27 protein-coding genes, 1 tRNA gene and 1 pseudogene are annotated in these 24,903 nt (G+C 44.0%); 16 read left to right on the top strand and 13 right to left on the bottom strand.

Going from position 1 to position 24,903, the window contains the following annotated elements; genetic code table 11:
* Positions 1 to 19 precede the first annotated feature (19 nt).
* Positions 20 to 832 (bottom strand): biotin--[acetyl-CoA-carboxylase] ligase, encoded by an 813-nt coding sequence (locus ADU37_RS05485; protein WP_238982013.1) that lies wholly within the window; start codon positions 830 to 832, stop codon positions 20 to 22.
* Between the two features lie 24 nt (positions 833 to 856).
* On the opposite strand from ADU37_RS05485, the gene ADU37_RS05480 reads away from it, so the two are divergent.
* Positions 857 to 1,372, top strand: coding sequence for a biotin transporter BioY (locus ADU37_RS05480; protein ID WP_058946655.1), 516 nt, complete (start codon positions 857 to 859; stop codon positions 1,370 to 1,372).
* Here the strand turns inward: ADU37_RS05480 and ADU37_RS05475 are convergent.
* Positions 1,369 to 1,962, bottom strand: a complete 594-nt coding sequence (locus ADU37_RS05475) for an NTP transferase domain-containing protein (RefSeq protein WP_058946654.1) — start codon at positions 1,960 to 1,962, stop codon at positions 1,369 to 1,371. The genes ADU37_RS05480 and ADU37_RS05475 overlap by 4 nt on opposite strands.
* 97 nt (positions 1,963 to 2,059) lie before the next feature.
* Between ADU37_RS05475 and ADU37_RS05470 the strand changes: the two are divergent.
* The 5 genes and pseudogenes from ADU37_RS05470 (at position 2,060) to ADU37_RS05450 (ending at position 6,156) form a co-directional block, all read left to right on the top strand.
* Positions 2,060 to 2,747: pseudogene (locus ADU37_RS05470) on the top strand (IS6 family transposase).
* A 41-nt stretch (positions 2,748 to 2,788) separates the two neighbouring features.
* On the top strand, positions 2,789 to 3,100 hold the full coding sequence (locus ADU37_RS05465) for an MTH1187 family thiamine-binding protein (RefSeq protein WP_058946653.1): 312 nt from the start codon (positions 2,789 to 2,791) through the stop codon (positions 3,098 to 3,100).
* A 7-nt stretch (positions 3,101 to 3,107) separates the two neighbouring features.
* Positions 3,108 to 4,235: a DUF373 family protein gene (locus ADU37_RS05460; RefSeq protein WP_203226269.1), complete on the top strand. Its 1,128-nt coding sequence runs from the start codon at positions 3,108 to 3,110 to the stop codon at positions 4,233 to 4,235.
* Complete coding sequence (locus ADU37_RS05455) at positions 4,204 to 5,268, top strand: hypothetical protein (protein WP_058946651.1); 1,065 nt, start codon at positions 4,204 to 4,206, stop codon at positions 5,266 to 5,268. The genes ADU37_RS05460 and ADU37_RS05455 overlap by 32 nt, the downstream gene beginning before the upstream one ends.
* Positions 5,269 to 5,310: 42 nt before the next feature.
* Positions 5,311 to 6,156, top strand: coding sequence for a deoxyribonuclease IV (locus tag ADU37_RS05450; RefSeq protein WP_058946650.1), 846 nt, complete (start codon positions 5,311 to 5,313; stop codon positions 6,154 to 6,156).
* Here ADU37_RS05450 and ADU37_RS05445 read toward each other — a convergent pair.
* Together ADU37_RS05445 and ADU37_RS05440 are read right to left on the bottom strand one after the other, a co-directional pair.
* Positions 6,146 to 7,342, bottom strand: a complete 1,197-nt coding sequence (locus ADU37_RS05445) for an aminotransferase class V-fold PLP-dependent enzyme (RefSeq protein WP_058946649.1) — start codon at positions 7,340 to 7,342, stop codon at positions 6,146 to 6,148. The genes ADU37_RS05450 and ADU37_RS05445 overlap by 11 nt on opposite strands.
* 9 nt (positions 7,343 to 7,351) lie before the next feature.
* Positions 7,352 to 8,440: a P1 family peptidase gene (locus tag ADU37_RS05440; RefSeq protein ID WP_058946648.1), complete on the bottom strand. Its 1,089-nt coding sequence runs from the start codon at positions 8,438 to 8,440 to the stop codon at positions 7,352 to 7,354.
* An 88-nt stretch (positions 8,441 to 8,528) separates the two neighbouring features.
* Between ADU37_RS05440 and cobO the strand changes: the two genes are divergently transcribed.
* The 7 genes from cobO to ADU37_RS05405 all read left to right on the top strand — a co-directional run bounded on the left by cobO (position 8,529) and on the right by ADU37_RS05405 (position 17,344).
* The gene (gene cobO, locus ADU37_RS05435; protein ID WP_058946647.1) at positions 8,529 to 9,059 is read left to right on the top strand and encodes a cob(I)yrinic acid a,c-diamide adenosyltransferase; all 531 of its coding nucleotides are present in this window, start codon (positions 8,529 to 8,531) and stop codon (positions 9,057 to 9,059) included.
* A gap of 399 nt (positions 9,060 to 9,458) precedes the next feature.
* Positions 9,459 to 9,836: a 30S ribosomal protein S6e gene (locus ADU37_RS05430; protein WP_058946646.1), complete on the top strand. Its 378-nt coding sequence runs from the start codon at positions 9,459 to 9,461 to the stop codon at positions 9,834 to 9,836.
* A gap of 141 nt (positions 9,837 to 9,977) precedes the next feature.
* A complete protein-coding gene (locus tag ADU37_RS05425; protein WP_058946645.1) occupies positions 9,978 to 11,315 on the top strand; it encodes a hypothetical protein in 1,338 nt (445 codons plus the stop codon).
* Positions 11,316 to 11,433: 118 nt separating this feature from the next.
* Complete coding sequence (locus ADU37_RS05420; RefSeq protein WP_058946644.1) at positions 11,434 to 12,666, top strand: translation initiation factor IF-2 subunit gamma; 1,233 nt, start codon at positions 11,434 to 11,436, stop codon at positions 12,664 to 12,666.
* Between the two features lie 24 nt (positions 12,667 to 12,690).
* Positions 12,691 to 13,098 carry a PIN domain-containing protein gene (locus ADU37_RS05415; RefSeq protein WP_058946643.1) on the top strand — a complete coding sequence of 136 codons (408 nt, stop codon included), beginning with the start codon at positions 12,691 to 12,693 and terminating at the stop codon, positions 13,096 to 13,098.
* Positions 13,099 to 13,152: 54 nt separating this feature from the next.
* Complete coding sequence (gene smc, locus ADU37_RS05410; RefSeq protein ID WP_058946642.1) at positions 13,153 to 16,683, top strand: chromosome segregation protein SMC; 3,531 nt, start codon at positions 13,153 to 13,155, stop codon at positions 16,681 to 16,683.
* 10 nt (positions 16,684 to 16,693) lie between these two features.
* Positions 16,694 to 17,344: a ScpA family protein gene (locus tag ADU37_RS05405; protein ID WP_058946641.1), complete on the top strand. Its 651-nt coding sequence runs from the start codon at positions 16,694 to 16,696 to the stop codon at positions 17,342 to 17,344.
* On the opposite strand, the gene ADU37_RS05400 is transcribed toward ADU37_RS05405, so the two are convergent.
* The 4 genes from ADU37_RS05400 to ADU37_RS05385 all read right to left on the bottom strand — a co-directional run bounded on the left by ADU37_RS05400 (position 17,302) and on the right by ADU37_RS05385 (position 19,512).
* Complete coding sequence (locus ADU37_RS05400; protein WP_058946640.1) at positions 17,302 to 17,766, bottom strand: hypothetical protein; 465 nt, start codon at positions 17,764 to 17,766, stop codon at positions 17,302 to 17,304. The genes ADU37_RS05405 and ADU37_RS05400 overlap by 43 nt on opposite strands.
* Before the next feature lie 23 nt (positions 17,767 to 17,789).
* Positions 17,790 to 17,897, bottom strand: a tRNA-Met gene (locus tag ADU37_RS05395).
* Positions 17,898 to 17,947: 50 nt separating this feature from the next.
* Positions 17,948 to 18,703, bottom strand: coding sequence for a bifunctional fructose-bisphosphatase/inositol-phosphate phosphatase (locus ADU37_RS05390; RefSeq protein WP_058946639.1), 756 nt, complete (start codon positions 18,701 to 18,703; stop codon positions 17,948 to 17,950).
* Between the two features lie 2 nt (positions 18,704 to 18,705).
* Entirely contained in the window at positions 18,706 to 19,512 is an 807-nt protein-coding gene (locus tag ADU37_RS05385; RefSeq protein WP_058946638.1) for a DUF63 family protein, read from the bottom strand.
* Positions 19,513 to 19,607: 95 nt separating this feature from the next.
* Here ADU37_RS05385 and ADU37_RS05380 point away from each other — a divergent pair, with 95 nt between their 5' ends.
* Both ADU37_RS05380 and ADU37_RS05375 read left to right on the top strand, forming a co-directional pair.
* The gene (locus ADU37_RS05380; RefSeq protein ID WP_058946637.1) at positions 19,608 to 20,648 is read left to right on the top strand and encodes an NAD(P)-dependent glycerol-1-phosphate dehydrogenase; all 1,041 of its coding nucleotides are present in this window, start codon (positions 19,608 to 19,610) and stop codon (positions 20,646 to 20,648) included.
* Positions 20,649 to 20,672: 24 nt separating this feature from the next.
* A complete protein-coding gene (locus ADU37_RS05375) occupies positions 20,673 to 21,101 on the top strand; it encodes a UPF0179 family protein (RefSeq protein ID WP_058946636.1) in 429 nt (142 codons plus the stop codon).
* On the opposite strand, the gene ADU37_RS05370 is transcribed toward ADU37_RS05375, so the two are convergent.
* Genes ADU37_RS05370 through ADU37_RS05360 form a run of 4 tightly spaced genes read right to left on the bottom strand, consistent with a single transcriptional unit; the run spans position 21,102 to position 23,755 of the window.
* Complete coding sequence (locus tag ADU37_RS05370; RefSeq protein ID WP_058946635.1) at positions 21,102 to 22,103, bottom strand: biotin-dependent carboxyltransferase family protein; 1,002 nt, start codon at positions 22,101 to 22,103, stop codon at positions 21,102 to 21,104. It lies immediately after the preceding gene.
* Positions 22,087 to 22,791: a 5-oxoprolinase subunit PxpB gene (gene pxpB / locus ADU37_RS05365; RefSeq protein WP_058946634.1), complete on the bottom strand. Its 705-nt coding sequence runs from the start codon at positions 22,789 to 22,791 to the stop codon at positions 22,087 to 22,089. The genes ADU37_RS05370 and pxpB overlap by 17 nt, the downstream gene beginning before the upstream one ends.
* Positions 22,775 to 22,960, bottom strand: a complete 186-nt coding sequence (locus ADU37_RS11290; RefSeq protein ID WP_144433206.1) for a hypothetical protein — start codon at positions 22,958 to 22,960, stop codon at positions 22,775 to 22,777. Before ADU37_RS11290 ends, pxpB begins: the two co-directional genes overlap by 17 nt.
* Before the next feature lie 30 nt (positions 22,961 to 22,990).
* On the bottom strand, positions 22,991 to 23,755 hold the full coding sequence (locus ADU37_RS05360) for a LamB/YcsF family protein (protein ID WP_058946633.1): 765 nt from the start codon (positions 23,753 to 23,755) through the stop codon (positions 22,991 to 22,993).
* 60 nt (positions 23,756 to 23,815) lie between these two features.
* Here ADU37_RS05360 and ADU37_RS05355 point away from each other — a divergent pair, with 60 nt between their 5' ends.
* Entirely contained in the window at positions 23,816 to 24,301 is a 486-nt protein-coding gene (locus ADU37_RS05355) for a type II toxin-antitoxin system VapC family toxin (RefSeq protein WP_058946632.1), read from the top strand.
* Between the two features lie 102 nt (positions 24,302 to 24,403).
* Here ADU37_RS05355 and ADU37_RS05350 read toward each other — a convergent pair whose 3' ends face one another.
* Positions 24,404 to 24,850 carry an HAD family hydrolase gene (locus ADU37_RS05350; protein WP_058946631.1) on the bottom strand — a complete coding sequence of 149 codons (447 nt, stop codon included), beginning with the start codon at positions 24,848 to 24,850 and terminating at the stop codon, positions 24,404 to 24,406.
* Between the last annotated feature and the right edge of the window lie 53 nt (positions 24,851 to 24,903).

Below are 24,903 nucleotides of genomic sequence, written 5' to 3'. Positions count from 1 at the left end.
AAGAGTTTGAGACAATGCTTTAAAAAATTGCCTCTGCTGAAAGATGTTGATATATTTTTGTGAAGAGATTTCTGGTGAACTCAAGCATATCTACTTCTCTTTTGAGTTCTTCTTTCATTGAAGTCCCGTTTACGGGAGCTACGTTATTTACGTTTACCCCAACCCCAACTATCACGTATTTCACTTGGTCGAGTTCACCTTCAGCTTCTACTAGGATACCGGCTATCTTTTTTCCTTTCACAAAAATATTCCCCTCTGGAGCAATCTCCACAGGGAGGCCATAGTCCTCCAGCCCTTCTTTTAATGCTTCCAGAACTGGGTATCTGACTCTATCTATGTCAGCTAAGGGCAACTTGGGCCTTAGAATTAGAGAAAAATATAAACCCCCCTCCGGAGAACTCCACTTTCTTCCAATCCTTCCTCTTCCCTGTGTCTGTTTTTCAGCTATTACAAAAACATTTTTTGCGCCTTTTTCAGCGAGTTCCTTTGCAACGTCCATGGTGGATTCTATTTCTTTAAAGTAGTAGCTTTCAAAGTCAAGCTCCCATGGATAAGGTTTGCGAGGCTCACTAATCAAGGTATATCCCTTTGGGGTCGAAATTATGGAATATCCCAGATTGTTCAGTTCTTTTATATGTTTCCAAACGGCTACTCGGGATGTTTTAACTTCTCGGGCAATTTCATCGCCTGAAACAACTTCTCTACACCTTAATTTTTTTAATATTTCGCGCTTTACTGGACTGTCCCTAATAGCCCTCATCATGAAAATCGCTATGATGGGGAAATTAAAAAGTTTTGAATTAGTTAACAAAAAAATTTTTAAGGTTAACAAAATCTCTATGATATAGGTGGTAACATGAAGGCCAAGGAGATATCTTATGTTGGGCTCTTCGCGGCTTTAACAGCAATTGGAGCTCAAATAGCAATTCCAATTGGTACCGTGCCAATAACATTTCAAGTGCTCTTTGTTTTGTTGAGCGGTCTAATATTGGGAACAAGACTTGGATTTCTGAGTCAGCTAGTGTATCTCTTTATGGGTGCCATTGGGCTTCCAGTTTTTGCAAACTTCAGTGGAGGTTTTGGGCATATATACGGGCCTACTGGGGGCTATCTCTTATCGTTTCCCGTTGCGGCATTTTTAGCAGGGCTGATAAGCGAAAAGAAAAAAGATATTAAGAACTACGCCATAGGCTCTGCGATAGGGATTCTAACAATCTACCTCCTAGGCTGGTTGAGATTAGGATTTTTCATGGGAGGAGATTTTGAAAAGGCCTTTTTGCTGGGAGTTGCTCCCTTTATTCCAATAGATGCCCTAAAAGGAGGGCTTGCTGTTCTAATTGCCGATAGGGTTCATAAAAGCATTAAAATTTAGAGCCCCTTTCCAATATTTTCTTCCACAAATCTAATGTCAAAGGAGCTTCTCACCTTAAAAAAGCTCAGCGAAACCTTTGGATTTCTCTTGATAAGCCCCTCTATACTTATCTTTTCGTAGTCAAGGTGCTTTGCAATGCAACTTAGTCTTCTCTCGTTTTCGCTTAAGCACGTCTCAATGGCTTTTCTTAGCGCTCTTGCATTGTAGAAAGCGTGGGTAATTTCAAAACTCCCATCAGCCCATACTGGAATTAAAGCATCGGCATAGGATTCGTAAAATAGCGTTGAAAGATAATCCACCAAAAACGGCATCACCAGGGGCATGTTACCTTCTACAAGGAAGATATCTCCCGAAAAGGGCAAAGCTCTGTGAAGGGCTTCAAGCTTGTTTCTCGCACTCACACCGATAGGATTCGAAACATGGAGTGAGAACTTTTTTAGTTTGTCTTTTCTGACTACTGTAAAGACCTCATCAATTCTCTTTATGTTCAAAAGCCTTTTCTCTACTATCTTTACCATGGGCTCTTCAAGTATTGGAGCCAGATAGTTCTCCCACTTCTTCTCGGGAAAGGCAAGTATATATGCCCGCATGAATAGAGGTAAAGCGGGAGGTTTAAAAGTCTTCTTGGGATAGATTCGATACTGTTAGGATAAGCATTGGGGTGTCGGGTTTAAAAAGAAGGAGGGCATGAAGGCCGAAGTCATTATTTACTTCCTTAAAACCCTCTTGCCAAAACAAAACCAGAAAAGAAAGTCGGGGCAGTAGAATTATTGCAAGGCCTCAGCTACCGACAAGTCTCCAGAATACTCGAAATAAGCCACACAAGAGCCGAAGCAGTTCAAAAAATAGCGGAAGCAATCTACCGGCCAAAAAATCCTTGGAGTGAAAAAACGGAGAAACTTCATCGCAGTTGAGGAAACAATAACAAAAATCAACGGGAGAGAAGAGTTCTCTGGGCCATAATCCACGTTGAGAGCAAGGAGGTTTTGGCAGTCTGGATTGCAACCCTTAGAAACTGGTGGGTTGATAGAGGTTTCATTCTGGTTGTTTTGAAGTCCTTTGAAGAGCAGCCTGTCTTTCTGGTTAATGTTGTGGTATAAGTTCTGCTTTCTGGGGTTGGGTTATCCGCATGTGACTTTCGGGCCGAGGAATTGTGTTGAGCGCTGGTTTGGGACGTTGAAGGGGAGTACGGAGCGTTTCTGGAATAATTTCAGGGTTAAAGAGTGGAAAGCTCAAAAATTTGTTTTTCTGTTTGCCTTCTGGTATAATTTTGCCGGGCTTCATTCTGGTTTTAAGGTCACCCGGTGATTTTGCTGAATGGCTTAAGGAGGTGATGCCACAGTTATCCCGACAGTATCAGGCTTTCCACCGTTAAGCTTAAAAAATCGTCGATTCTAATTTAGCCAGGTGTCGAAAATGGGAGTGATTATTGAATTTGTCATTGTTCCCCTGGGGGAGCTGAGCTTAAGCAAATATATCGCTCATGTAGTAAAGCTTTTAGAGGAGAAGGGAGTAAAATATCAATTGACTCCTATGGGCACAATCATTGAAGTCCCAACTCTCAGAGAAGGGCTGAGAATAGTTGAAGAGGCCCATGAAGCGATGTTTGCGCTAGGTGCAAAGAGGGTTTCAACAACGATAAGAATTGATGACAGAAGGGACAAGGACAGAAAGATGGAGGATAAGGTAAAGTCAGTTTTGGAGAAAGTCTGGGGGGATCAAGATTAAAGTACTGGTGCTTGCCATCGATAGAGATGATGATTTTGGAAAAAAAGCCGGGGTTAGAGGACCTGTTATTGGAAGGGATGCATGCATAGATGCCGCTCTGAAACTTAGCCTTGCCGATCCCGAAGACAGCGATGCCAACGTTTTGTATGCTGCGATAAAGCTCTATGACGAGCTTAAGGAAAAAGGAGAATTTGACGATGTTGAGGTGGCCCTTATCACAGGACATCCTGACGTGGGAGTTAAGAGCGATTTAGAACTGCAAAAACAACTGGAAGAGGTTCTTAAGCGTTTCCCCGCTGATGGGGTTATACCAGTGACAGATGGAGCGGAAGATGAGCAAATATTCCCCGTAATAACTTCAAGAATCCCCATCATAAGCACTCGCAGGGTTGTAGTAAAACAAAGCGAAAGCATTGAGACAACGTATTACATTTTGTATCGCTATCTAAAAGAAATCTTAAGTGATCCCGAGGCAGCAAAAATATTCTTTGGACTTCCCGGAATGATATTGCTCATCTATGGTATTGCCCGATTGCTTTCTATAAAATACCAACAGAGTGTTGCAATAATTTCCTCAACCGTTACCGGGGTAATACTCTTTCTCATAGGAGGCTACTTCTTCGCAAAAGCCTTTCGGATAAGGGAAGTTTTAGGAAATTTCCTAACCAAGGGATTTATACAGTTCGTTTCTGCCATCGCGGCGATGTTTGTTCTCTTCGCTGGAGCCGTGAATGCTTACCTTAACTTGGAGAGCATTGCACTTCAGCTAACTGGCAGGTATCCTGGGACGGAGCTCTTGGGAGCAGTTATTTTTCTAAATGCCATAAATACCCCATTTATCGTTGCGCTGGGCGTTTTAATGATAGGCAAGATCGTTCATTCTTATCTGAGAAGGGATTACCATATATGGTATTACATAAGTGGAATTCTGCTGTTGCCGGCATTGTGGATAACAATTGACGTTACCACGCTTTATGCTCTCTCAATAGTGTCCTTCTATTCAATCGAATTCCTGAAGAAGGGACTTATAGCAATTGCCGATATAGCCCTTGCAACCCTCGTGGGAATGTATCTAAGGGATAAAGTAAGAGGATGGGAGAAAGTTGAAACTGAAAGAAGCACTCCGGGAGTATGAAAAAGTAAGGGAAGATGTCAAAAAACAAAGACAAAAAACAGCTGAAAAATACACAAATAGCTCCAAGGAAATTGTCTCAAAAATCCTCAAAAATCTTAAGAAACTTGAGCAGAGAGAGTTGCCCAAAAAGGTTGATCCCCAATTAGCAAGAATTGTGGAGGTTGAGAAGGAGAGATACGTAACTGCGCTCCGAAATATGGTGAAAAAGATAGAAAGCATTGAAGATGTCGAAAAAATACTGCCGGAAATTTCTAAGTTTCATGTTGCTCATGGGCGGCATTTGCTTCTGATCTTTGAGAGGGAGGTATATGAGCTAAATGCCCTTTTAAAGTCTCTATCCAAGGAGTACTCTGCGTATCTTGAAGAGGTAAATAAACTTGGTATTGAAAACGTGAAGGCTAAAGAGCTGCTAAAAGAATTGGAAGATCTTAAAAGCCATGTAAAAGAGGAGGAACGTTCAAAAGAAAATCTCATGACGCAGTTAAAAAGGCTTCAGGAACAAATTGAGGAGCTCGAAAATAAGCCAGAGCTTAAAGCCCTTGGAGAATTGGAAGAAAAGCTCAGAAGAGAAATATCGCAAAAGGAAATAAAGATCCGTTCTCAGGTTTCCAAGCTTCAAAAACCAATAAAAAGAATGAGGGTGCCAGATACGACTGCAAGAGAATTTTTAAAGGATTCTGCCTATGCCATTCACCATCCAGAGGAGTTTCTGAAGATGCTCGATAGAATCGAAAACAAACTCGACAAGAAGTACAAGAAAACCGTAGAATGGGCTAAAGCAAGCTTAGTAGTGGAGTCTCAAGAGCTAAATGCCATGAAAGAAAAACTAACAAAAATCGAAGAGAAACTCTCAACCTTTATAGGTGAAGAAAAAGCCAAAAAACGGGAAATTGAGGAGCTAAAGAAAAAAATCCAAGAAAAGGAAGAGAAAATAAGATCTTTCGAGGGGCAGATACAGGAGCTGGAGGAAGAGCTTAGAGAAAGCATTTCAAAACTTGAACGCATCTTGGGAGAAAAAATCGAGAGAAGTTAAAGTTTTTATATTTTTAGGGTTACCTAATTCTGGGTGGTGGAAATGATAAAGATTGACAGGCTGAGATTCGGAACAGCCGGAATACCCCTTTCAACGCCAAAGCCCTCAACGATCTCAGGCATAGAACAGGTTAGAAAGCTTGGCTTAGATGCAATGGAGCTTGAGTTTGTAAGAGGAGTTAATATAAACTCCGAAACGGCTAAAAAAATAAAATACGTCGCACAAAAAAACGATGTTCTTCTCACGGCACATGCACCTTATTACATCAATTTAAATGCAACAGAGAAAGCGAAGGTTGAAGCAAGCAAAAGGAGGATAATCCAGAGTGCTGAGCGTTTGTACGAGGCTGGAGGCTGGAGTGTGGTATTTCATGCGGGCTATTATTTAAAGCAAGAGCCATTAAAGGTCTATGAAAGAATTAAGAGCGAGATAAAGGATATCGTGAGAGTGCTACAGGACAAGGGGATAGACGTGTGGATAAGGCCAGAGCTGACTGGAAAGCCAACACAATTTGGAAACCTTAAGGAACTAATAAAGCTAAGCCAAGATGTTGAACAGGTTTTGCCGGCTATAGACTTTGCCCACTGTCATGCGAGAAACAAAGGAAAGTACAACAGTGCTGAAGAGTGGAGGGAGATGCTATCACTTATCGAGAAGGAACTTGGAAAGGAGGCATTAAACAACATGCACATTCACATAAGCGGGATAAACTACTCCGAAAAGGGCGAAAAGAACCATTTGAATTTGCAAGAAAGTGACATGAAGTGGGAGGATTTGCTAAGGGTTTTGAAAGAGTTCAGGGTCAAAGGAGTTGTCATAAGCGAGAGCCCCAACATAGAGGGCGATGCTCTGTTAATGAAGAAAAAATATGAGGAGATCAGAGTTTAGAAAGAGAATCAACGAGAGAGTCCAAAAATCTCTCAACATCCTCCATTTCATTGTACAGATGAGGAGAAGCCCGTATGCCGTAATGACCTAACGCTCCCCTGTGGCTGACCTTTATTCCTTCAGCGATCATCTGTTGGTAAATTTCTTCTTCTTTCTCATAGCTCAAACCGGTCTTTATTGTAACTATTGCCGAGTTTTCCCAGTTTTCGTTACCAATAACCTCTAACCCCAGGCTCAGAGCTTCATCCCTGATCTTTCCTGCAAGCTTGATGTTGTGCTTCTCGATTTTTTCTATGTTTAGGGCATTTATCAACTCAAGGGCTCCCCAGAGGGCTGTTGCCATAAGGTAGGGCGGTCCACCTCCAAAGTCAAGCTTTCTCGCATCGTTTCTAAGTTCGAATTCTCCCCAGGGATTCTTCTCCGGCATTCCCCACCACGATGACCACTCTCCCATAGGAGGCTTCATGTTCAACAGGCCAGCTACCGGTGAGGCCTCTTCGATAAGCTCATTGGAGATATACATAATCCCGGAACCTACGGAAGGGTTGAGCAACCACTTCTCGCCCCCAGCAACAAAGGCATCAACCCCTTCCCTTTCTGGATATAACCCCAAACTACCGGCATGCTGAACGGCATCTACTATAAGCCATGCCCCGTGCTCGTGGGCAACTTTGGATATTTCCCTTAGGCTCATCCTCTGCCCAGAAATCCACTGGACACTGCTTCCGATTACCGCAAAGGTGTTATCATCCACAGCTTTCTCAACATCTTCAATGAAGTACCAGCCACCTTTGTTTTTGACAATCCTAAGCTCTAAGCTGTATCTTTTTGCATAACTTTTAAGAAGACAGGCGAGCGAGGGAAACTCCATATCAAAGGAGACAATATTCATACCCCTTCTCGGCTCCAGAGATGAGAGCAATCTCTTCAGCCCCTCCGTTGTTTGGATCGTTAGGGTTAGGTTCTCTTTGCTGGTATGAAAAAGCTTTGCTCCCTCTTCAAGGACTTTTTCCATGATTTCTTTCTCAAGAAAATCAACTGAGTCAGCTCCTTCCCTGAAATCTACCAAATAAGACGAAAAATCCATAATTCTTTTGAGAGCAGTCAAAGGCAAAAATCCAGCACTTGCCGTGTTCAAATAAGCTTTAAAATTCTTTAATCCGGGGAAGAGATGTTTAATGCCCATACTCCCACCTCAGCTTTTTTCCAGCCTTCCATACCTCTCCATTATTTTTATGAGCTCTTCTTTGGGAAGGGCGTAGCGGATGTGATTGTCTCTTCCGCTCATGGTCTTTGCCTGGAGGAGGGAGTTAATTATAGCCTCCTCAACGGCTTCAGCTGTAGCTTTAAAAAGGGGTGAGAGAATGCTATCGGGGAGTGCTTTTATGCTTAGGGGTTCTTTTTGATAGTGTTTTACTCTCTGAGCAGTCGAAAAGGCAAAAATTATATCTCCGCTTCCATTATATGCATAACCCCCGGTTCTTGCCAGCCCTACGGCTCCCCTCTTAGCGACCCTGTACAGCTGTCTTGAAGTTAGGGGAGCATCGGTTGCAACAACAATTATTACGCTTCCTTTTCCCTCTCCTCCTTTTCCGGGCCAGTTCTTCAGCTCCAGCCCTACGGGAACTCCAGATATCGTTAAATCCTCTCTTTTACCAAAGTTGCTCAAAACCAAAGCTCCGACAGTGTACTTTCTACCCTCAATATGTAGAACCCTAGAAGAAGATCCAATGCCTCCCTTAAACTCGAAGGCACTCATTCCAGTTCCAGCGCCAATGGCACCTTCTTCAAAGTCTTCTTTTGCGTTTTCAATTGCCTCAAATACGTGCTCTCTTTTGACGTGCTTACCTCTGATGTCATTTAGGTAGGAGTCGTTACATTCCATGACCACTGGATTAACTGAGCCTGTACTAACTCCTATGTCCTCATTTTGACCAAGCATGTAATCTATAAGGGCATCAGCAGCAGTGCCGATGCTTAGAGTGTTGGTTAGTATTATCGGCGTCTCAAGGGTTCCCAGTTCTTGCACTTGAACTAAGCCAACTGGCTTGGCATAACCGTTCATAACAAAAGCATTTGCCAGAAGCTTTTCCTTATAGATATTCCCTTCATGAGGGATTATAGCTGTTACCCCTGTTCTTACAGGCCCTTTGCCCGGAATAAGCTTCCCCTCTCCCCTAATCAAAGTGACGTGACCAACTTTGACACCTTTAACATCGCTTATTGAGTTTTTCTTTCCATGTTCAAAAACCCCAATTTTGATGCCAAGTTCAGGAGCTTTCATACGGACCACCAATAAGGATATGCCTAAAAAATAAAAGCTCTTCCGCAATGGATAAATACTCCAACACCAAGTCTCTTCGGTGATTGGGATGGTTGACTGGAAAGAGAAACTCGGCTTGGTACACATATACACAGGGAACGGAAAAGGAAAAACCACAGCCGCCTTGGGATTAGCATTAAGAATGCTTGGAAACGGAGGAAAGGTTATTATGATACAGTTTTTGAAATCAGCTAATGTTTATGGCGAACAGAGAAAAGCCCAAGAATGCGGGGTTGTTGTTGAATCCTATGGTTTACCAAAGTTCGTTCACGGAAAACCTGAGCCAGAAGAGATTGAAGCGGCAAGAAAGGCCTTGGAAAGAGCTAAGGAAGTCGTTAAAAGCGGTGATTGGGATCTCGTAATTCTAGACGAAATATGCGTAGCTTTGGGGTTTAAGATGATAAAAATAGAAGAGGTTAAAGAACTCATAAAAGAAAAGGCCCCAAATACTGAGCTTGTTCTAACGGGCAGATATTGTCCGGAAGAGCTTTATGAATTAGCAGACTATGTGACAGAAATGAGGGAAATAAAACATCCCTATACTAAGGGAGTAATTGCCAGAAAGGGCGTGGAGTACTAAAAGCATACTGTTAAACCCTTTCGCCGCAACAAAATTCCATGTAGGAAAAATCAAGGCAGTAGGACTATTGTTTTGTTCACGTAACCTTCGCCCGAGGCACAGTGTTGGGCACTGATTTAGGACGGTGAAGAAGAGGACGAGGCGTTTCTGGAATAATTTCATCGGTAAAGAATGGAAAGCTCAGAAGTTTGTTTTTCTGCTTGCCTTCTGACATAATTTTGTCAGATTTTATTCTCGGCTTGGCCGACCGCCTGGAAATATCGCCGAGTTGGCTCAGGAGGCGATAATTAAGTTATCCTAACAGTGCAGAAGAAACCTTTTTAAATGAAGCCGCTTAGCCCATGGTGGACAAGGGGTTTACCCAATGAATCCCGCTAATGAACGTGGAGGTGGGAGGAAATGGCGACATTTAAGCTTGTAATATCCGATCCAAAGAGTGGTATCGCAAAGCAAGTAGAAATTACTGGAGCCGAGGCAGATAAGTTGATTGGCCTCAAAATAGGAGACGAAATAGAGGCCAAGGAGTTGGGGCTTAATTTGAGTGAAATCTTTGGAAGTGAAATTCCGGCAGATGCTAAGCTCAAAATAACCGGGGGAACTGATAAGGATGGCTTCCCAATGAGGCCTGACGTTCATGGGCCGAGAAGGGTTAGGATTCTCCTTTCAAGAGGTCCCGGATTTAGGCCTCAAGAGAGGGGAGAGAGAAGGAAGAAAACCGTTAGGGGTAATACGATAAGCTCCGAGATCGTCCAGGTCAACATGAAGATCGTCTTCTGATCTTTTCTCTAATTTTGTTTAACTTCAACCGTTTTCAATTCCTGATTGCATTCCCACGCAACTCTTTACAATTAGTAAAAGGAATTATTTATAAGCCTTGAAGTCAAAATATTACCGCAATTTTTGGTAGGAGGCGCAAACATGAAAAAACCGCTTGCGCTACTCGCTGGATTGTTAGTGCTTGGAGCTCTAGGCTATCAAGCCTCACCCATCGGCGGCGCCAAAGTCTCTCTCCTTGACGAGAGCGGAAGACCTCTAACCAACTACGGAAAAGTCTACTACACCATCTGGACGTTCGGCGAGAACGGGAGTATAAAAATCTTAAAAAAGGGAACTCTAACCGGAAGCATTCTCAAAAGCTTAATCTTACAGGAGAACGTGATAAAACTCAACCTCGATGCACCAAGAGGCATTGCGGTGAAGAAAGGCTCTAACACGGCTTTTATCGGCGTTGACGTTTGGGTCGTTAAAGATGGGAAGATCTATACTCTACCACCGGAAAGCTTCGAACTCAGAAGTAGTGAAAAGAATATCCTTGCAAAAAACATTGAACTCAAGTTCAACCTAAAAGAAGCAAGAATCAAGGATTTAAGAACCCTGAACTCGAAAAATTCCGAAGTCCAGCCAATGGCACACGACGTTTACTACGAATGGAAAACCGTGGAGGACAAATACTACCTCCATCAGAAAGTGCCCGTAATGATAATCAAAAACAACGCTGGCAGCAGTGTTTATGCCAATATCGAGATGGCCTTTCAGGGAAGCTACTACTGGGGTCCGATGGTTACAGTGGCTTTTGGGGATCAGATTTCGGAAAAACTAAGCTTCGACCCGAGCTCAATAACCTTAAAAGCCCTTGGCAGATCAACAACAAAGAAGTACAAGGCGTCATGGACAGCAACAGTTTATCCCCACTCATCAAAGTACATTTGGATTAAGGGAACCGTTCACTACATTTATCAGAAGGAGTACTACTGCTCCCTCTACTGCGAGCCAACCGGAAACGAGAGGTACTTTGTAAAGATAGACGAGTTTGATACCGATTATTACAACGGGATATATCACATCGATAGCGGGGAATCCTATGGGGAGCCTCCCTACAGCGTTCCAAGCCAGTGGATTGAAGAAACAGACGCAGTTTACAATAACAAAGCGGATATTGAGGACTTTTACGGTGAAATCTACGTGGGGACAGATGGAGAGGGCTTCAACATCGGCGCCCCCCTGGGGGCCCTTGTGAGCTCCCTCGCTCCAGAGACGGCTCCCGCTTGGCTCAACGTGCTGGTTGCAGGTTTCAGCCTTGAGGATTACGTTAATTATGCTGTCTTAGGACATGTACAGAGTACTAACGGAGCTTACCTGCACTTTAAGGGTGTAAAGAGCAAGTACACTATGAGAATCCCAATAGCGCACCACTGGTACGGTGACACCTACGGAGACACACCAGTCCCGGTTGGATTTTACATCAAAGTCTCCTGATGCTTTTTAATTTTTCTTTGTCTAAACGGATTTTCTCATTAATGTGACTTTTAATGAGAGTCGGATTTAGGAAACCTTATAAGGCTACTCCTTTCTTACTTTAGGTAGGTGAGAGGAGATGGCAAAGAAGAAGTTTAAGCAGGCTGAGGTTAATATCGGTATGGTAGGTCACGTTGATCACGGTAAGACAACACTAACAAAAGCTCTAACCGGGATTTGGACTGATACACATAGCGAGGAGCTCAGAAGGGGTATCACGATCAAGATAGGTTTTGCCGACGCCGAAATAAGAAAGTGTCCAAGCTGTGGAAGGTATTCTACCTCTCCAAAATGTCCATACTGTGGTTCTGAAACCGAGTTCGAGAGGAGAGTTTCTTTTATAGACTCTCCGGGCCACGAGGCTTTGATGACCACAATGCTGGCTGGGGCTTCCCTAATGGATGGTGCAGTTTTGGTCATTGCCGCAAATGAGCCATGCCCAAGACCTCAAACGAGGGAACACCTAATGGCATTGCAGATAGTAGGGAACAAGAACATAATAATCGCCCAAAACAAGATTGAGCTCGTAACGAAGGAACAAGCCATGGAAAACTACAGACAGATTAAGGAGTTCATCAAGGGCACCGTAGCGGAAAACGCCCCCATAATTCCAATATCCGCCCTTCACGGAGCAAACATAGATGTGCTGATAAAGGCCATAGAAGACTTCATTCCAACGCCCAAAAGGGATCCAAACAAACCACCAAGGATGCTTGTTTTGAGGAGTTTTGATGTCAATAAACCCGGAACTCCTCCAGAAAAGCTTGTCGGTGGGGTTATTGGGGGTTCGATTATTCAAGGAAAGCTCAAGGTTGGAGATGAGATCGAAATAAGACCCGGGGTTCCATATGAGGAACACGGAAGGATAAAATACGAGCCCATAACCACCGAGATAGTTTCTCTTCAAGCAGGTGGGAGATTTGTGGAGGAGGCATATCCCGGTGGATTGGTGGGAGTTGGGACTAAGCTTGATCCCTTCTTGACCAAAGGAGATCTAATGGCGGGCAACGTTGTTGGAAAGCCGGGCAAACTCCCACCGGTCTGGCAGGATTTTAGGTTAGAGGTACATCTCCTTGAAAGGGTAGTTGGGACAGAAGAAGAACTTAGAGTAGAGCCGATAAAGAGGAAGGAAGTGCTCCTCCTCAACGTGGGAACGGCGAGAACAATGGGCCTCGTGACGGGGTTGAGCAAGGATGAAATTGAACTCAAGCTTCAAATCCCGGTATGTGCGGAGCCCGGAGAAAGAGTTGCAATCAGCAGACAGGTGGGCTCAAGGTGGAGACTTATCGGTTATGGCTTCATAAGGGAGTGATTCTTTCCCTTTTTTGGTGATTTTATGCGGAAGTGGATTGTTATTCCAGACACGAATTTCCTTTTGATTCCGGGTCAGTTTGGAGTTGATATAGTGAGTGAACTCCGCAGGATTCTCGATGTAAAGTTTGAAATACTAATTCCGAACGTTGTTCTTGACGAGCTCAGTGTGATAGAGCGTAAGGTCAAAGGAAAAGACCTTATAGCCGTTAGAATGGCCAAAAGATTAGCTGAAAAGTTCAATATTGTGGAGGTAGGTGAGTTTGGAGAGAAACCTATAGACCAGCAGATACTTGAGTTTGCACTAAAAACCCCGAATGTGATAGTATGCACTAACGACAAAGCATTAAAGAGAAAGCTCCGCGAAAACGGCATTCCTGTGGTCTATTTGCGACAAAAAAAGATTCTTGAGCTTGAGGGCATGCTCTCTTAAGGCGGAGAAAGGTATATAACTACGTTTTACCTTAACTCGGCTCAGGTGTTAAACATGCCCTATGTAGAGAGACTGGAAATGAAGGGTTTCAAATCATATGGAAACAGAAGGGTCGTGGTTCCTTTTTCTCGTGGGTTTACGGCGATAGTTGGTGCCAATGGAAGCGGCAAGAGCAACATCGGTGATGCTATTCTCTTTGTTCTCGGCGGTTTATCACCGAAAGCAATGCGTGCAACAAGGATAAGCGACCTAATATTTGCCGGTACGAGGGAAGAACAGCCGGCCAAATACGCAGAGGTTGCGATACATTTCAACAACGAAGATAGGGGATTTCCAATAGATGAAGATGAAGTAGTCATAAAGCGGCGCGTCTATCCAGACGGGAGAAGTGTTTACTGGCTTAATGGAAAGAGAACCAGCAGAAGTGATATCCTCGATTTGTTGAGCGCCGCAATGATATCTCCCGATGGCTACAACTTAGTTCTTCAAGGAGACATAACCAAGTTCATTAAAATGAGTCCGACCGAGAGGAGAATGATAATAGACGAGATTTCTGGAGTTGCTGAATATGACGAAAAGAAAAAGAAAGCTCTTGAAGAATTAAAACAGGCAGAGGAAAACTTGGCAAGGGTTGATCTGCTTATTAGGGAAGTGAAAACACAGCTCGACAAGCTCGAAAAAGAAAGGAACGACGCCTTAAGGTACCTCGACCTAAAAGAAAAGCTGGAGATAGCCAGAACAACTTTGCTTGTGGGAGAAGTGAAAAGGCTTGAGAATTTAATTGCAGAAAGCCAGAAAAGAAACAGGGAAATTGAAGAAGAAATAAATGAGATCAGCAAAAAGCTGGAAGGGATTGCAAAGGAAATAATTGCAAAAGAAAAAGCACTCAATCAGATTGAAAGGGAACTTGAAGAGAAAAGCGAAGACGGCATCCTTGAAGTAACGAGGAAGATAAGTGAAGTTAATTCCAAAATAGAGCTGGCGAAGAGAAACATTGAGATAGCGAATAGAGAAACTGAAGAAAGTCAAAGAAGGCTCGTAAAAACGAAGGAAGAGCTTAAGGCTGTTTCTGAGGAGATAGAGAGGGGCAAATCTGCAATAGAAAGATGGAAGAAAAGAAAGGAAAAGCTCCTCAAAGACATAGGGGAGAAAGAGAAGGAAAGGAACGAGCTTGTTCTGAAGCTGGCGGAAATAGACAAGAACTTCTCAATAGCCAAGGAGGAATTTGACAAGGTTGAAAAAGAACTTGAAGACTCAAAAAAAGAGTACTACCTCAAAGAAAATGAAATCGAAAAGATGAACGATGAAATAGAGAGAATTAAGACTAAAAATGCCCAACACTCTGCAAAAAGATTGGCACTTAAAAGCAGAATTGAGGAAACCAGAGAGGAAATCGAAAAGAAAAAAGCCGAGCTGTCAGAAGTAGAGGGCAAGATGGAAAAAATTACCAGTAGGCTGAGGGTACTTGAGAAAGAGCTCGAAGAAAAGCAACAAAAGCTGGAGAAACTCCTTCCCGAGATTAAAAAGGTAAACGAAGAACTTATAAAATCAGAGGCACAGAGAGAAATCAGCGACAATAGGACACTTGAGGCATTGAAGAAAGCGAACATCCCCGGAATTTACGGTTCTTTAGCAGAGCTTATAAAGGTCAAGGATGAAAGCTATCTCACTGCTGTCGAAGTCGCCCTTGGTTCTCATTCAGACAACGTGATTGTTGAGGATGATAAAGTTGCAGAAAAAGCGATAACTTTCCTCAAGAAAAACAAGCTTGGAAGACTCACGTTCCTTCCATTAAATAAAATAAAGCCAAGCAAACTTGTTGAGACTTCAAAGGGCATCCCCGTTATGGATGTTATTGAATACAATCCGAAGTTCAAAAATGCTGTTTCTTTTGCGCTTGGAGATACCTTGATAGTCACCGATATGAATGAAGCCAGAGAGGTTGGAATCGGAAAGGTCAGGATGGTCACCCTTGAGGGGGAGCTCTTAGAGAGAAGTGGGGCAATTGTCGGAGGTTATTACAGACCAAAGGCGAAGCTTGGGATAAATACCGATGAGATAAAGAAACGCTTGGAGGCTCTGGAAAGAGAGAAAGACTCTCTGGAGTCCCAGATAAACGCCCTCAAAATTGAACAGAGGGGATTGGAGAGAGAGCTATTTGAGCTGAGAATGAAAAAGAGCGACCTTTCAAAAGATCTCCAGGTTCTCCAAAAGGAAATGGATAGACTGCTCAATGAAGACAACGCTCTAAAAGAGGAAATCGAAGAAGGTGAAAAGAGAATAAAGGAGCTTGAAGAGTTGATTCATCAGACAAAAGGTGAGCTCGCGAAGCTCAGCGGAAGAATAGAAAGACTTGAGAAGAAGAGGGAAAAGCTGAGAAAAGCACTTGACAACCCAGAGGCAAGAGAACTTAACCAGAGGATAAGGGAAGTAGAGCACGAGCTCAGTGCCCTTAGAGAGGAGCTCAGCAAAGTTGAATCAAAGCTTGAAAACCTCGATGTGAGGATTAACGAAGAGCTAATTCCAAGAAAAGCTGATCTGGAGGAAGAGATTGAAGGGCTTATAAACAGAATAAACGCCTTCAAGGCCAGCATAAGCAAAAACGAAGAAGACATTGCCAAACTGCAGGAAGAGCTCAAGAAGCTACAGGAGGCAGAGGAAGAAGTGAAAGAAGAGCTCAAGCATCTTAGAGATGAAAGAGAAAAGCTTAGAGAGGAAATCTCGCAGTTAAGAGAAAAGAAGGAAGAGCTCAGAGATACCCTACAAAAACTCAGAATTGAGGCAAACTCACTCAAGATAAGAATCGCTCAATATGAAGTCCAGCTTCAGGAGAGGAACAGAGAGCTCAAGCATCACGACGTTAAGCTTGTTAAAGAAATCCCACTTGACTTGGAGAAGCTCAGAGAGGAAATAGACGAGATGGAGGAAGAAATTAGAAAGCTTGAGCCCGTGAACATGAAAGCGATTGAAGACTATGAAGTTGTGGAGAGGCGTTACCTTGAGCTTAAATCTAAAAGGGAGAGGCTTGAGGCAGAAAAGGACAGCATCGTCGAGTTCATAAATGAAATAGAGGCACAGAAAAAGAATGTCTTCATGAGGACGCTGAATGCCATTGCAAAGAACTTTTCAGAGCTGTTTGCAAAGCTCTCTCCCGGTGGAGAGGCTAAGCTAATACTTGAAAATCCCGAGGATCCCTTCAGCGGTGGACTGGACATAGAGGCAAAGCCAGCTGGAAAGGAAGTAAAGAGAATAGAGGCAATGAGCGGTGGAGAAAAGGCATTGACGGCATTGGCTTTTGTCTTTGCAATTCAGCATTTTAAGCCAGCCCCGTTCTATCTCTTTGACGAAATCGATGCCCACCTTGATGACGCAAACGTAAAGAGGGTTGCGGATTTAATAAAAGAAGCCTCTAAAGACAGCCAGTTCATAGTAATAACACTCAGGGACGTCATGATGGCCAATGCGGACAAGATAATAGGGGTATCAATGCGCAACGGAATCTCAAGGGTTGTCAGCCTAAGCTTGGAGAAAGCGATGGAATATTTGGAGAAGGCAAGGGCGAAGAATGCAAATGCAGCAATTTAGGTGAAGAAAGATGGAGCAGAGGAGAGAGGAAGAGATAACCCCCATTGACATCCTCCTCCAGCTCGTCACAATGGGTAAGGTAAACCCTTGGAACATAGACATAGTTGATCTCACAGAGAAATACATCGAGCGGATCAGGGAGATGCAGGATCTCGACTTAAGGATATCTGCCAGAGCAATCCTCGCCGCTTCCATCCTCCTTAGGATGAAAACCGAAGCTCTGCTTTACGGCAATGAGGAAGAGGAAGAAGAGAATGAGGAAGAAAGGATAAGGGTTGAAGTGGAACCTTACGTGCCACCGCTGAGAAGGGTGGAGCGCTATTATACCCTTGATGATCTCATTGAGGCCCTCATGGATGCACTGGAAGAGGCGGAAAAGAAAAAACCCAGTATGAAAAAGAAAGTTGATATTGAAGAGGAAATATTCGTTGTTGATGACTTCAGGGTGGACATAGAGAAGCACGTGAACAGGCTTTATGCAATAGTCAAAGAGCTCTACGAAGAAACAAAGGAGAAAATATCCTTCTGGGAGCTGATATTTGACCCAACCCCTAAGATAATAGCGAGAACATTCCTTTACTTGCTGTTTTTAGCAAACATGGGGAAGGTCGAGCTTATTCAAGAGGAACCCTTTGGGGAGATATTTGTAATTCCAACGTAGTCCCTTTCTTTCCTTTTTGCGGGCCTGAATGTTATGGCAAGCAAAGGTTCTTCTTCCCCCACATAGATAACTCTCTTCTCCCTGTTTATGTAGAAGTAAAAGCTGCCATCAGGAATTTCGCTTAAAAACTTCCGCGGAGTAGTTTTCCTTACAATTTTTTTGTCTCCCCAAAATACGCACTCGTAAGCTTCTTCAATGTCTTCGACTTTCCCAAAAATTTCTTCAGTAGGGAGTTTCCTCCATTCCAGTTTGGAGCACACGAGGGACTTTCTTTTATCCGTGAATATAACGATCCTATCGTTAACTTCAATTTTTTCTGTTCCTTTAAGGAAATCCAGAAGAGCGGAGTAAATTCTTTCATATCTTCTGCTTTTTGAAAGGCGTTTGATTATCCTCTCCTTTGCGTGATTTGTGAGGAGCATGAGAACACCAAGAAAAATTCTAATGGTGCCGGGGGCGGGCTTTGAACCCGCGACCTCCCGGTTTCCCAGGCTCCCCCGAAGGGGAGCGGCCCTATGAGCCGGGCGCTCTGACCAGGCTGAGCCACCCCGGCACTTCCGCATATACATCTTTGTGCTTTGTTTTTAAATCTTTCGCCGTTTATTAAATAACTTCAAGTACGAGCTCAAGGAGTCTCTTATCATTTACCGCTATTATGTTGAGCTTTTCCCTCGCATCTAATCTAAACTTTATTTCCTCTCCGCTATCGTCGGTTATAATAGCTCCAGCTTCCTTTGCTATTACATAGCCAGCAGCTATGTCTGTCGGCCTTACATAATTCCTTATGTCTATTACACCGTCCAGAGAGCCCCTAGCGAGATAGGCAAGTTCAACTGCTATGGCACCTAAAACCCTTGTTCTCTTAACTTTCTCAACGAGCTCTGCTCCCCTACCTCTTGTGTAGAAGCTTATTGAGATGGAATTTTCATTTAAATGCCTAACTCGTATCCTTTCCCCGTTTAAATAGGCTCCCTCACCGGGAATTCCTTCATAAACGTTCTTTGTGATGAACTCGTAGATCATAGCATAGGAGGGTTTTTCATTTTTGAAAACTGCAAAGCTGAATCCAAAGATAGGGATGCCTTGGATAAAGTTGAAAGAACCATCGATGGGGTCAACGACAATAGTGTATTCACTTCCAGCCTCTATGTTCCCTATCTCTTCACTCACCACGTTTATGCCGAGGGGTCTAAGGTACTCCAGAACGACATCTTCTGCAACTTTATCTACGAGTTTAGTTTTGTCACCACTCGGGCTAAACCCGATGAATTCTCCGGCTTTTTTTGTCCCAAAGAGAGGCATTACTTCTCTTTCAATATCCTTTGCGAGATTTAGGGCTATCTCATTCCATTCATGCATATCTAAACCCCCATAAGCATTCTCAGAAGGTTTCTCGTTCCAGGGGCAAAGCCGAGGATAAACATTACCATCTTTATAAAATCCATAAGCTCCTTCTCACTTTCGCTCTCCTGAAGCTCTTCCATCAGGTAGAGGGCGACCATTAAAACGGAAAACTTCAAAAGGTACATAACTGCGGCAGTTCCGGTTAGCCCCATGAGGTACCTTGGCAGCACGTGCTGCTCCCAGTAGCCGAGAAAATCAACCCCCACGAAAGTCGTCGTTGCGTCGTAGAAGTGGGCATAGAAAAGGTAGTAGTTTTCTCTCACGAGCCTTATCCTCTTGGAAAGGAGGTATATCAAGGATAGTGCCAAGGATACAAATGGTATGAAGTACTTTAAAACTTCGAAGTTAAAGCTTACCTTGTCCAGATTAAAAACCAGGAGCAGAACTTCTCCCCCAACGAGAACCCATCCAAAGTAAAGGAAAACTTTTCTCCAGTCTTCGAAGAATTTATGCGTTATTAAAAGAGCGGAGAAGGTTATTGCAAACACGAGAAAATATATGCCCGGCGTAACTGTGAGATAAGTTCTGGGGATTATCGTCGCATCTGTAAGGGCCCTCCCAAAGGCACCCAGAATCATGTAAGGGATTAAAGCCCTAAAGAATGCATTGTCATATTCTATACCGAGTTTTTTGAGAACTCTATACACTCCAAGCGCCGCCAATCCAAGAATTATTGCATAAGTGAGGGTGTTTACAACGTTGTAGCCTTGATTATACCTTATTGGGTCTATGAAATATCTCTGAAAGACCTCTCCGATGCCCATTTAATCACCCGCAAGGAATATTCCGGGATAAGTTAAAACTTTTTCCTCCAATTATTTTTTAAGCTCCGAGGGAGAAGAATAGAAGGGGGATGATCATGCATTTAATGGAGCTACCAAGGGAGGTTCTTCTTGGCGAAAACCTTAAGGATAAGGTTGGCCAAGTTGCCAAGCGACTTAAATTGGGTGAAAAGGCTCTAATTCTTTATGGTCCAAAAACAAAAGAAATTGCTGGAAAAGATGTGGAGAAGCACTTAAAGGATTTTTTTGATGTAAAGAGCTTGACGGTGAAGGAAGCTTCAATGAAGGAAGTTGAAAAGACCCTCAACGTGATAGGGAATGAAGGCATAAACTGGGTTATCGGTGTTGGGGGAGGGAGCATAATAGATGTAGCAAAGCTGGCTTCTTTTAAGGCCGATGTTCCCTTCATAAGCTTTCCTACAACTGCTTCTCACGATGGCATAGCGAGTGCAAACGCTTCAATAAAGGACCTCGGCACCAAAACCTCAGTAAAAGCCCGTCCTCCCGTAGCGATTATTGCGGATGTGGAGGTCATAAAAACGGCTCCCTATAGGTATCTCGCGGCTGGAGTTGGGGATATGATAAGCAACCTCACAGCGGTAAAGGACTGGGAGCTGGCCCATAAGATCAAAGGGGAATACTTCAGTGAATACGCTGCTTCGCTTTCTCTTATGAGCGCAAAGATGGTTATCAAAAACGCCAATATCATACGACTGGGCAATGAAGAAAGTGTGAGAAAGGTGATAAAGGGATTGATATCAAGCGGTGTGGCAATGAGCATTGCCGGCTCCTCCAGACCCGCAAGCGGTGCGGAGCATCTCTTCAGCCATGCGTTGGATGCAATAGCTCCAAAGCCTGCCCTTCATGGAGAGCAGTGTGGGGTAGGAACAATAATAATGGCTTATCTGCATGGCCTTAAGTGGCAGAAGATTAGGGAAACCTTAAAGAGGGTTGGGGCACCTACTAATGCATACGAGTTGGGGATTGATCCGGAGTACATTGTGGAAGCATTAACAATAGCCCACACAATTAGGCCCGAGAGGTACACGATTTTGGGTAAAGATGGCCTCACAAGGGAAGCGGCTGAGAAAGCGGCTAAAATAACAGGTGTAATATGATCATCCTTCATAGGAGGTGTTAAAATGGTAATCACGCTGGTTGGAGAAAAGCTTGCAAAACCCGGGGTAGAGTTCATCTATTACGGCCCAGCAGATCCATGTAAAAGCTGCAGATTGGCAAGGGTCTGCGTAGGTAACCTCGAACCTGGAAGGAGGTACAAAGTTGTAAGGGTCAGAAACATAGAGCACTCCTGTCCTCTCCACGAGGGGAAAGTAAGGGTGGTAGAAGTAGTGGAACCGGCAATAGAAATAGCAATAGAGCCAAGAATAGCTATAGTGGGATCTAAGATAAAGCTGAGCTTTGTGGATTGCAGTGATCCGGAGAAGCAAAACCTCGTTAGACCCGAAGGGCTTTTTGAAGGTGACAGTGTCAAAATTCTTGAAATTCTCGGGGATTTTGAATGTAATGGGAAAAAATACAAACTTGTCCGTGTTATGCGGGAAAAAGAGTGACTACCTCTTCTTTTCTACTTTTGTGAAGGCTATTAGCTCTTCTCCAAACACCTTCAATTTGTAAGCCCTCAGCTTCCCGAGGAGGAACATCTTTACGGCCTCCAGCGTTACCTCGCGTCTTCTCAAAGCCTCCTGAGCTTCTTCAACGCTAACTGCTCTAAATTTGAGCTTTCCTCCCGGCCTTGTTTGAGCTACCCTTGGAATATCCACCTTTGCCACGATCCCAATCTTTGCATATCCTCCAGTTGTTTGTCTGTCAGCGAGCATTATTATCGGCTTGCCGCTTTTTGGGACTTGAATAGACCCAGGGGGGATGGCATCGGTGATTATATCGGCACCTCTTTCCAAGTGCTCTATTACTGGACCCTCTAAACGGTATCCCATCCTATCGGACTCAGATGTTACTTCATAAGTTGAGCTCAGGAATGTTTTAATGCCCTCCTCTGTGAAGTGCTCCTCTTGGGGCCCTAAAATCACCATAACTTCACTCTCGTTCGAATATTTGGGGATTAATTCCTTCGGAAGCTTCTTTCCCTCTCTTTCCGGTAGCGGAGCATATCCAAGCCTCAGGACATCCCCACTTTTGAGTGCTTTTCCAAATTTAGCCCTCATATAGGTGGAGCAGCTGCCAAGAATCGGTTCACATTTTATTCCTCCGGCAAAGGCTATGTAGCCGTACATGCCACTTTTTAGAGTTCCTACCTCCAACACATCGCCCCTCCTTGCCCAATGGCTCTCCCATGGGTTAATGGGAATACCGTTTAGTTTTGCATCAACATCCCCGCTTACGGCGAAAACGGCTGAAGAGTGAAACCTTATGGTTGGTCCCCTCAGGACGAATTCAAGCAGAGGAGCATTGTCCCCATTCCCCACGAGATAGTTTGCCAATCTGGCAGAGACCTCATCCATAACCCCGCTTACCGGCACTCCGAACTTTTGATAACCTGTCCTTCCCAAGTCCTGGATTGTCATTGGCGAAGGAACGTTAACAAGCTCTATCATCGCTCTCGCCCCATTCTTGCTTATAAATCTCCCAGAACTCCCCCTCACTTATAGGCTTAAACTTAACGTAGTCCCCAGCCCTTACTATACTTGGCGGGCTTTTAGAAGGATCAAAAGTTTTCAGGGGTGTTCTTCCAATTAAACGCCATCCCCCCGGGCTTTCTATGGCATACCATCCCGTTTGCTTCCCAGCTATGCCCACACTCCCGGCTGGAACTTTTAAGCGAGGCTTCTCAAGCCTTGGTGTTGCAATTCTCTCGTCCATCCCGCCAAGATATGCAAACCCCGGGAGAAATCCAAGCATATAAACTCTGTAGAGGGGCTTTGAGTGTATCTCAATGACCTCCTCAACCGTTAGTCCATTGTACTTCGCAACGAACTCTATGTCCGGGCCGAATTCTCCTCCGTAGGCAACAGGTATCTCGATGATTCTCTTTTCCTCCTCTCTGGGCTCCGCAGAAAGGAAAGGCTTTACGGCCTCGAGAACTTCAGAGTATGAGATTTTGAGGGGATCATAGTAGATATAAACGCTTGTGTAAGTGGGCACAACTTCAATGAGCCACTCTGGAGCTGCTTCTTCAATTGCTTCCGCAACGGCATGGACTTTTTTATTAACATTTTCATCTATCTCATCGCCAAAAATTATTGCTATGGCTGAATCGCCAGCCGGTTTAAAAATTGGAAACATAGAAATCACCTACAGTCAGATTTTGGGATTCCTCCCAGAGACCTTTTTCAAAATGCCTTGTGTTGTAGGTTACAGCCGTTAGTCCATTGTATGTCCCTTCCTTCAAGATTTTTAGCAAAAATTCCTTTGAGGCATCAACGATGTTCGGCATGTCCCTTCCCGTGGACATTGTTGGTTCATTATTAAACTTTCCAAGGGTCTAAATAAACTCCCTCATGGGAACAACCTTTATCCCCTCTTCCTCAAGGCGCTTTCTTATGTACGCTGTTATCTCAACAGCTTGAGGATTATCTCCATGGACGCAGATTGTGTCCGCTTTGAGCTCAACCCATTCGCCGTTAATTGCCTTAACGCCCCCGTCTTTGACCATTGAGATTACCCTCTCCGCTATCAGCTCCTTATCGTGAATGACCGCTCCGGGTTTTCTTCTTGAGACAAGTGTGCCGTCTGGATTATAGGCTCTGTCAGCAAATACCTCATGGGCCACCTTTAGCCCCATCTCTTCTGCAATCTCCAATGGCTTTGACATTGAGAGCCCAACGAAAATAAGCCTCTTGTTGAAATCTGCTATTCCCTCTAAGACTCCCCTTGCAAGCCCTTCGTCCTTAACGAGTGCATTGTAAAGTGCCCCATGGGGCTTAACATGCTGGAGCTCCAGCCCTTCGGCCTTCACAAACGCATATAATGCCCCAATCTGGTAGAGGATGTAATTCCTTGCCTCTTCCCGCGTTATGTCCATGTACCTCCTTCCAAAACCCATTAAGTCTGGATAACCTGGGTGAGCTCCGACGGCAACGTTCAGCTCTTTTGCAAGCTTTACAGTTTTTCTCATTACCACCGGATCACCGGCATGCCAGCCGCATGCAACGTTTGCCGATGTTATGTACTTCATAACCTCTTCATCAAGCCCAAGCTTGTACCTCCCAAAGCTTTCACCGAGGTCAGAGTTGAGGTCTATTCTCATTGTTTTCACCATCCAGTAATAGGGCGATAACCCTTTAACCCTTTTTTCCAATCGCACATCATGCTTGTTATAGATGCTTCAATATTCCTTCAAGGGGTCGATGTTGAAGGGGTCACAAGTCCAAAGGTGCTTGAAGAGATTAAAGACCCGGAATCCAGGGTATTCGTTGAAAGCTTGATTAGTGCGGGAAAGGTTAAGGTTCTCGTTCCCTCAAGGGAGGGCATAGAGGCTGTTAAGAAGAAAGCTTTAGAGAGCGGGGAGCTTGGAGAGTTAAGCGAAGCGGATATTGAAATCTTGGCCTTAGCCCATGAACTCAGGGGAGAGATTTTTACCGATGACTACAACCTTCAAAACATTGCAACCCTTCTTGGCTTAAAGTTTAGAACGCTGAAGCGTGGAATAAAGGAGGTCATAAAATGGCGCTACGTCTGCATTGGCTGTGGGAGAAAGTTCGAAACTCAACCGCCAGAAGACATATGCCCCGACTGCGGGAGTAAGGTTAGACTGCTTCCTAAAAAGAAAGGGAAGAAGCGTCAGCGCTCATAGGGTTCTTCATCACTCCGCCAGAGTTTCTCATCATCCGCCTCTATTAACTACCCCTTATTACCTTTTAACTTTCCGGAATCGTTGTACAGTTAACTAAACTCCTCAACCCCTAAGCGTTGCTGTTAACCTTTTCTCATTTAGCAGCAGGTTAATAGCATCTCTAACGTCCTTAACCACTATATCACTTGCCAGCAATGCCTCGACGCTGGCTCCTTCTTCCCCTATTACGCATATGGCAAGCTCGGCATTCTCAAGCATTCTGACGTCGTTATTGCCGTTGCCAACTCCAATGTAGGGTTCATATTTTAATGCTTTCTGAAGCTTTTCGTTGCCATCTTTGACCTTCTCTATTTTAATCTTCATGCCCTTAAACTCGTCTTCCAGATTTCCAAATGTATCGGAGCTTAGAACGACTATTTCATATTTTTCGCCAAGTTTCCTTAAAAGCTCCTTTATCTCCTCTCTTACTTTTCCTTCAAGGCCTAATGTTCCATTTAGGTCGAATATGACAGTTTGTGCTGTTACCCTTCCATAGTTTGGAATCTCCATTCTGCCCACCGGGGAAGTTTAGCAAAAATGCTTAAAACTTTGTTCCCAACATC

The sequence above is a fragment of the Thermococcus sp. 2319x1 genome (genome assembly GCF_001484685.1).
In the GTDB taxonomy this organism is placed as follows: Archaea; Methanobacteriota_B; Thermococci; order Thermococcales; family Thermococcaceae; genus Thermococcus_A.
Note: the sequence above shows the minus strand (reverse complement) of the source record. Positions and strands in the feature narration are given on the sequence as shown.

Coding starts and splice junctions, on each gene's coding strand:
- ADU37_RS05480 (WP_058946655.1), top strand. CDS start 857: ATGAAGGCCAAGGAGATATCTTATGTTGGGCTCTTCGCGGCTTTAACA.
- ADU37_RS05475 (WP_058946654.1), bottom strand. CDS start 1,962: ATGCGGGCATATATACTTGCCTTTCCCGAGAAGAAGTGGGAGAACTAT.
- ADU37_RS05465 (WP_058946653.1), top strand. CDS start 2,789: ATGGGAGTGATTATTGAATTTGTCATTGTTCCCCTGGGGGAGCTGAGC.
- ADU37_RS05450 (WP_058946650.1), top strand. CDS start 5,311: ATGATAAAGATTGACAGGCTGAGATTCGGAACAGCCGGAATACCCCTT.
- ADU37_RS05445 (WP_058946649.1), bottom strand. CDS start 7,342: ATGGGCATTAAACATCTCTTCCCCGGATTAAAGAATTTTAAAGCTTAT.
- ADU37_RS05440 (WP_058946648.1), bottom strand. CDS start 8,440: ATGAAAGCTCCTGAACTTGGCATCAAAATTGGGGTTTTTGAACATGGA.
- cobO (WP_058946647.1), top strand. CDS start 8,529: ATGGTTGACTGGAAAGAGAAACTCGGCTTGGTACACATATACACAGGG.
- ADU37_RS05430 (WP_058946646.1), top strand. CDS start 9,459: ATGGCGACATTTAAGCTTGTAATATCCGATCCAAAGAGTGGTATCGCA.
- ADU37_RS05425 (WP_058946645.1), top strand. CDS start 9,978: ATGAAAAAACCGCTTGCGCTACTCGCTGGATTGTTAGTGCTTGGAGCT.
- ADU37_RS05420 (WP_058946644.1), top strand. CDS start 11,434: ATGGCAAAGAAGAAGTTTAAGCAGGCTGAGGTTAATATCGGTATGGTA.
- ADU37_RS05415 (WP_058946643.1), top strand. CDS start 12,691: ATGCGGAAGTGGATTGTTATTCCAGACACGAATTTCCTTTTGATTCCG.
- smc (WP_058946642.1), top strand. CDS start 13,153: ATGCCCTATGTAGAGAGACTGGAAATGAAGGGTTTCAAATCATATGGA.
- ADU37_RS05405 (WP_058946641.1), top strand. CDS start 16,694: ATGGAGCAGAGGAGAGAGGAAGAGATAACCCCCATTGACATCCTCCTC.
- ADU37_RS05400 (WP_058946640.1), bottom strand. CDS start 17,766: ATGCTCCTCACAAATCACGCAAAGGAGAGGATAATCAAACGCCTTTCA.
- ADU37_RS05390 (WP_058946639.1), bottom strand. CDS start 18,703: ATGCATGAATGGAATGAGATAGCCCTAAATCTCGCAAAGGATATTGAA.
- ADU37_RS05385 (WP_058946638.1), bottom strand. CDS start 19,512: ATGGGCATCGGAGAGGTCTTTCAGAGATATTTCATAGACCCAATAAGG.
- ADU37_RS05380 (WP_058946637.1), top strand. CDS start 19,608: ATGCATTTAATGGAGCTACCAAGGGAGGTTCTTCTTGGCGAAAACCTT.
- ADU37_RS05375 (WP_058946636.1), top strand. CDS start 20,673: ATGGTAATCACGCTGGTTGGAGAAAAGCTTGCAAAACCCGGGGTAGAG.
- ADU37_RS05370 (WP_058946635.1), bottom strand. CDS start 22,103: ATGATAGAGCTTGTTAACGTTCCTTCGCCAATGACAATCCAGGACTTG.
- pxpB (WP_058946634.1), bottom strand. CDS start 22,791: ATGTTTCCAATTTTTAAACCGGCTGGCGATTCAGCCATAGCAATAATT.
- ADU37_RS11290 (WP_144433206.1), bottom strand. CDS start 22,960: ATGTCCACGGGAAGGGACATGCCGAACATCGTTGATGCCTCAAAGGAA.
- ADU37_RS05360 (WP_058946633.1), bottom strand. CDS start 23,755: ATGAGAATAGACCTCAACTCTGACCTCGGTGAAAGCTTTGGGAGGTAC.
- ADU37_RS05355 (WP_058946632.1), top strand. CDS start 23,816: ATGCTTGTTATAGATGCTTCAATATTCCTTCAAGGGGTCGATGTTGAA.
- ADU37_RS05350 (WP_058946631.1), bottom strand. CDS start 24,850: ATGGAGATTCCAAACTATGGAAGGGTAACAGCACAAACTGTCATATTC.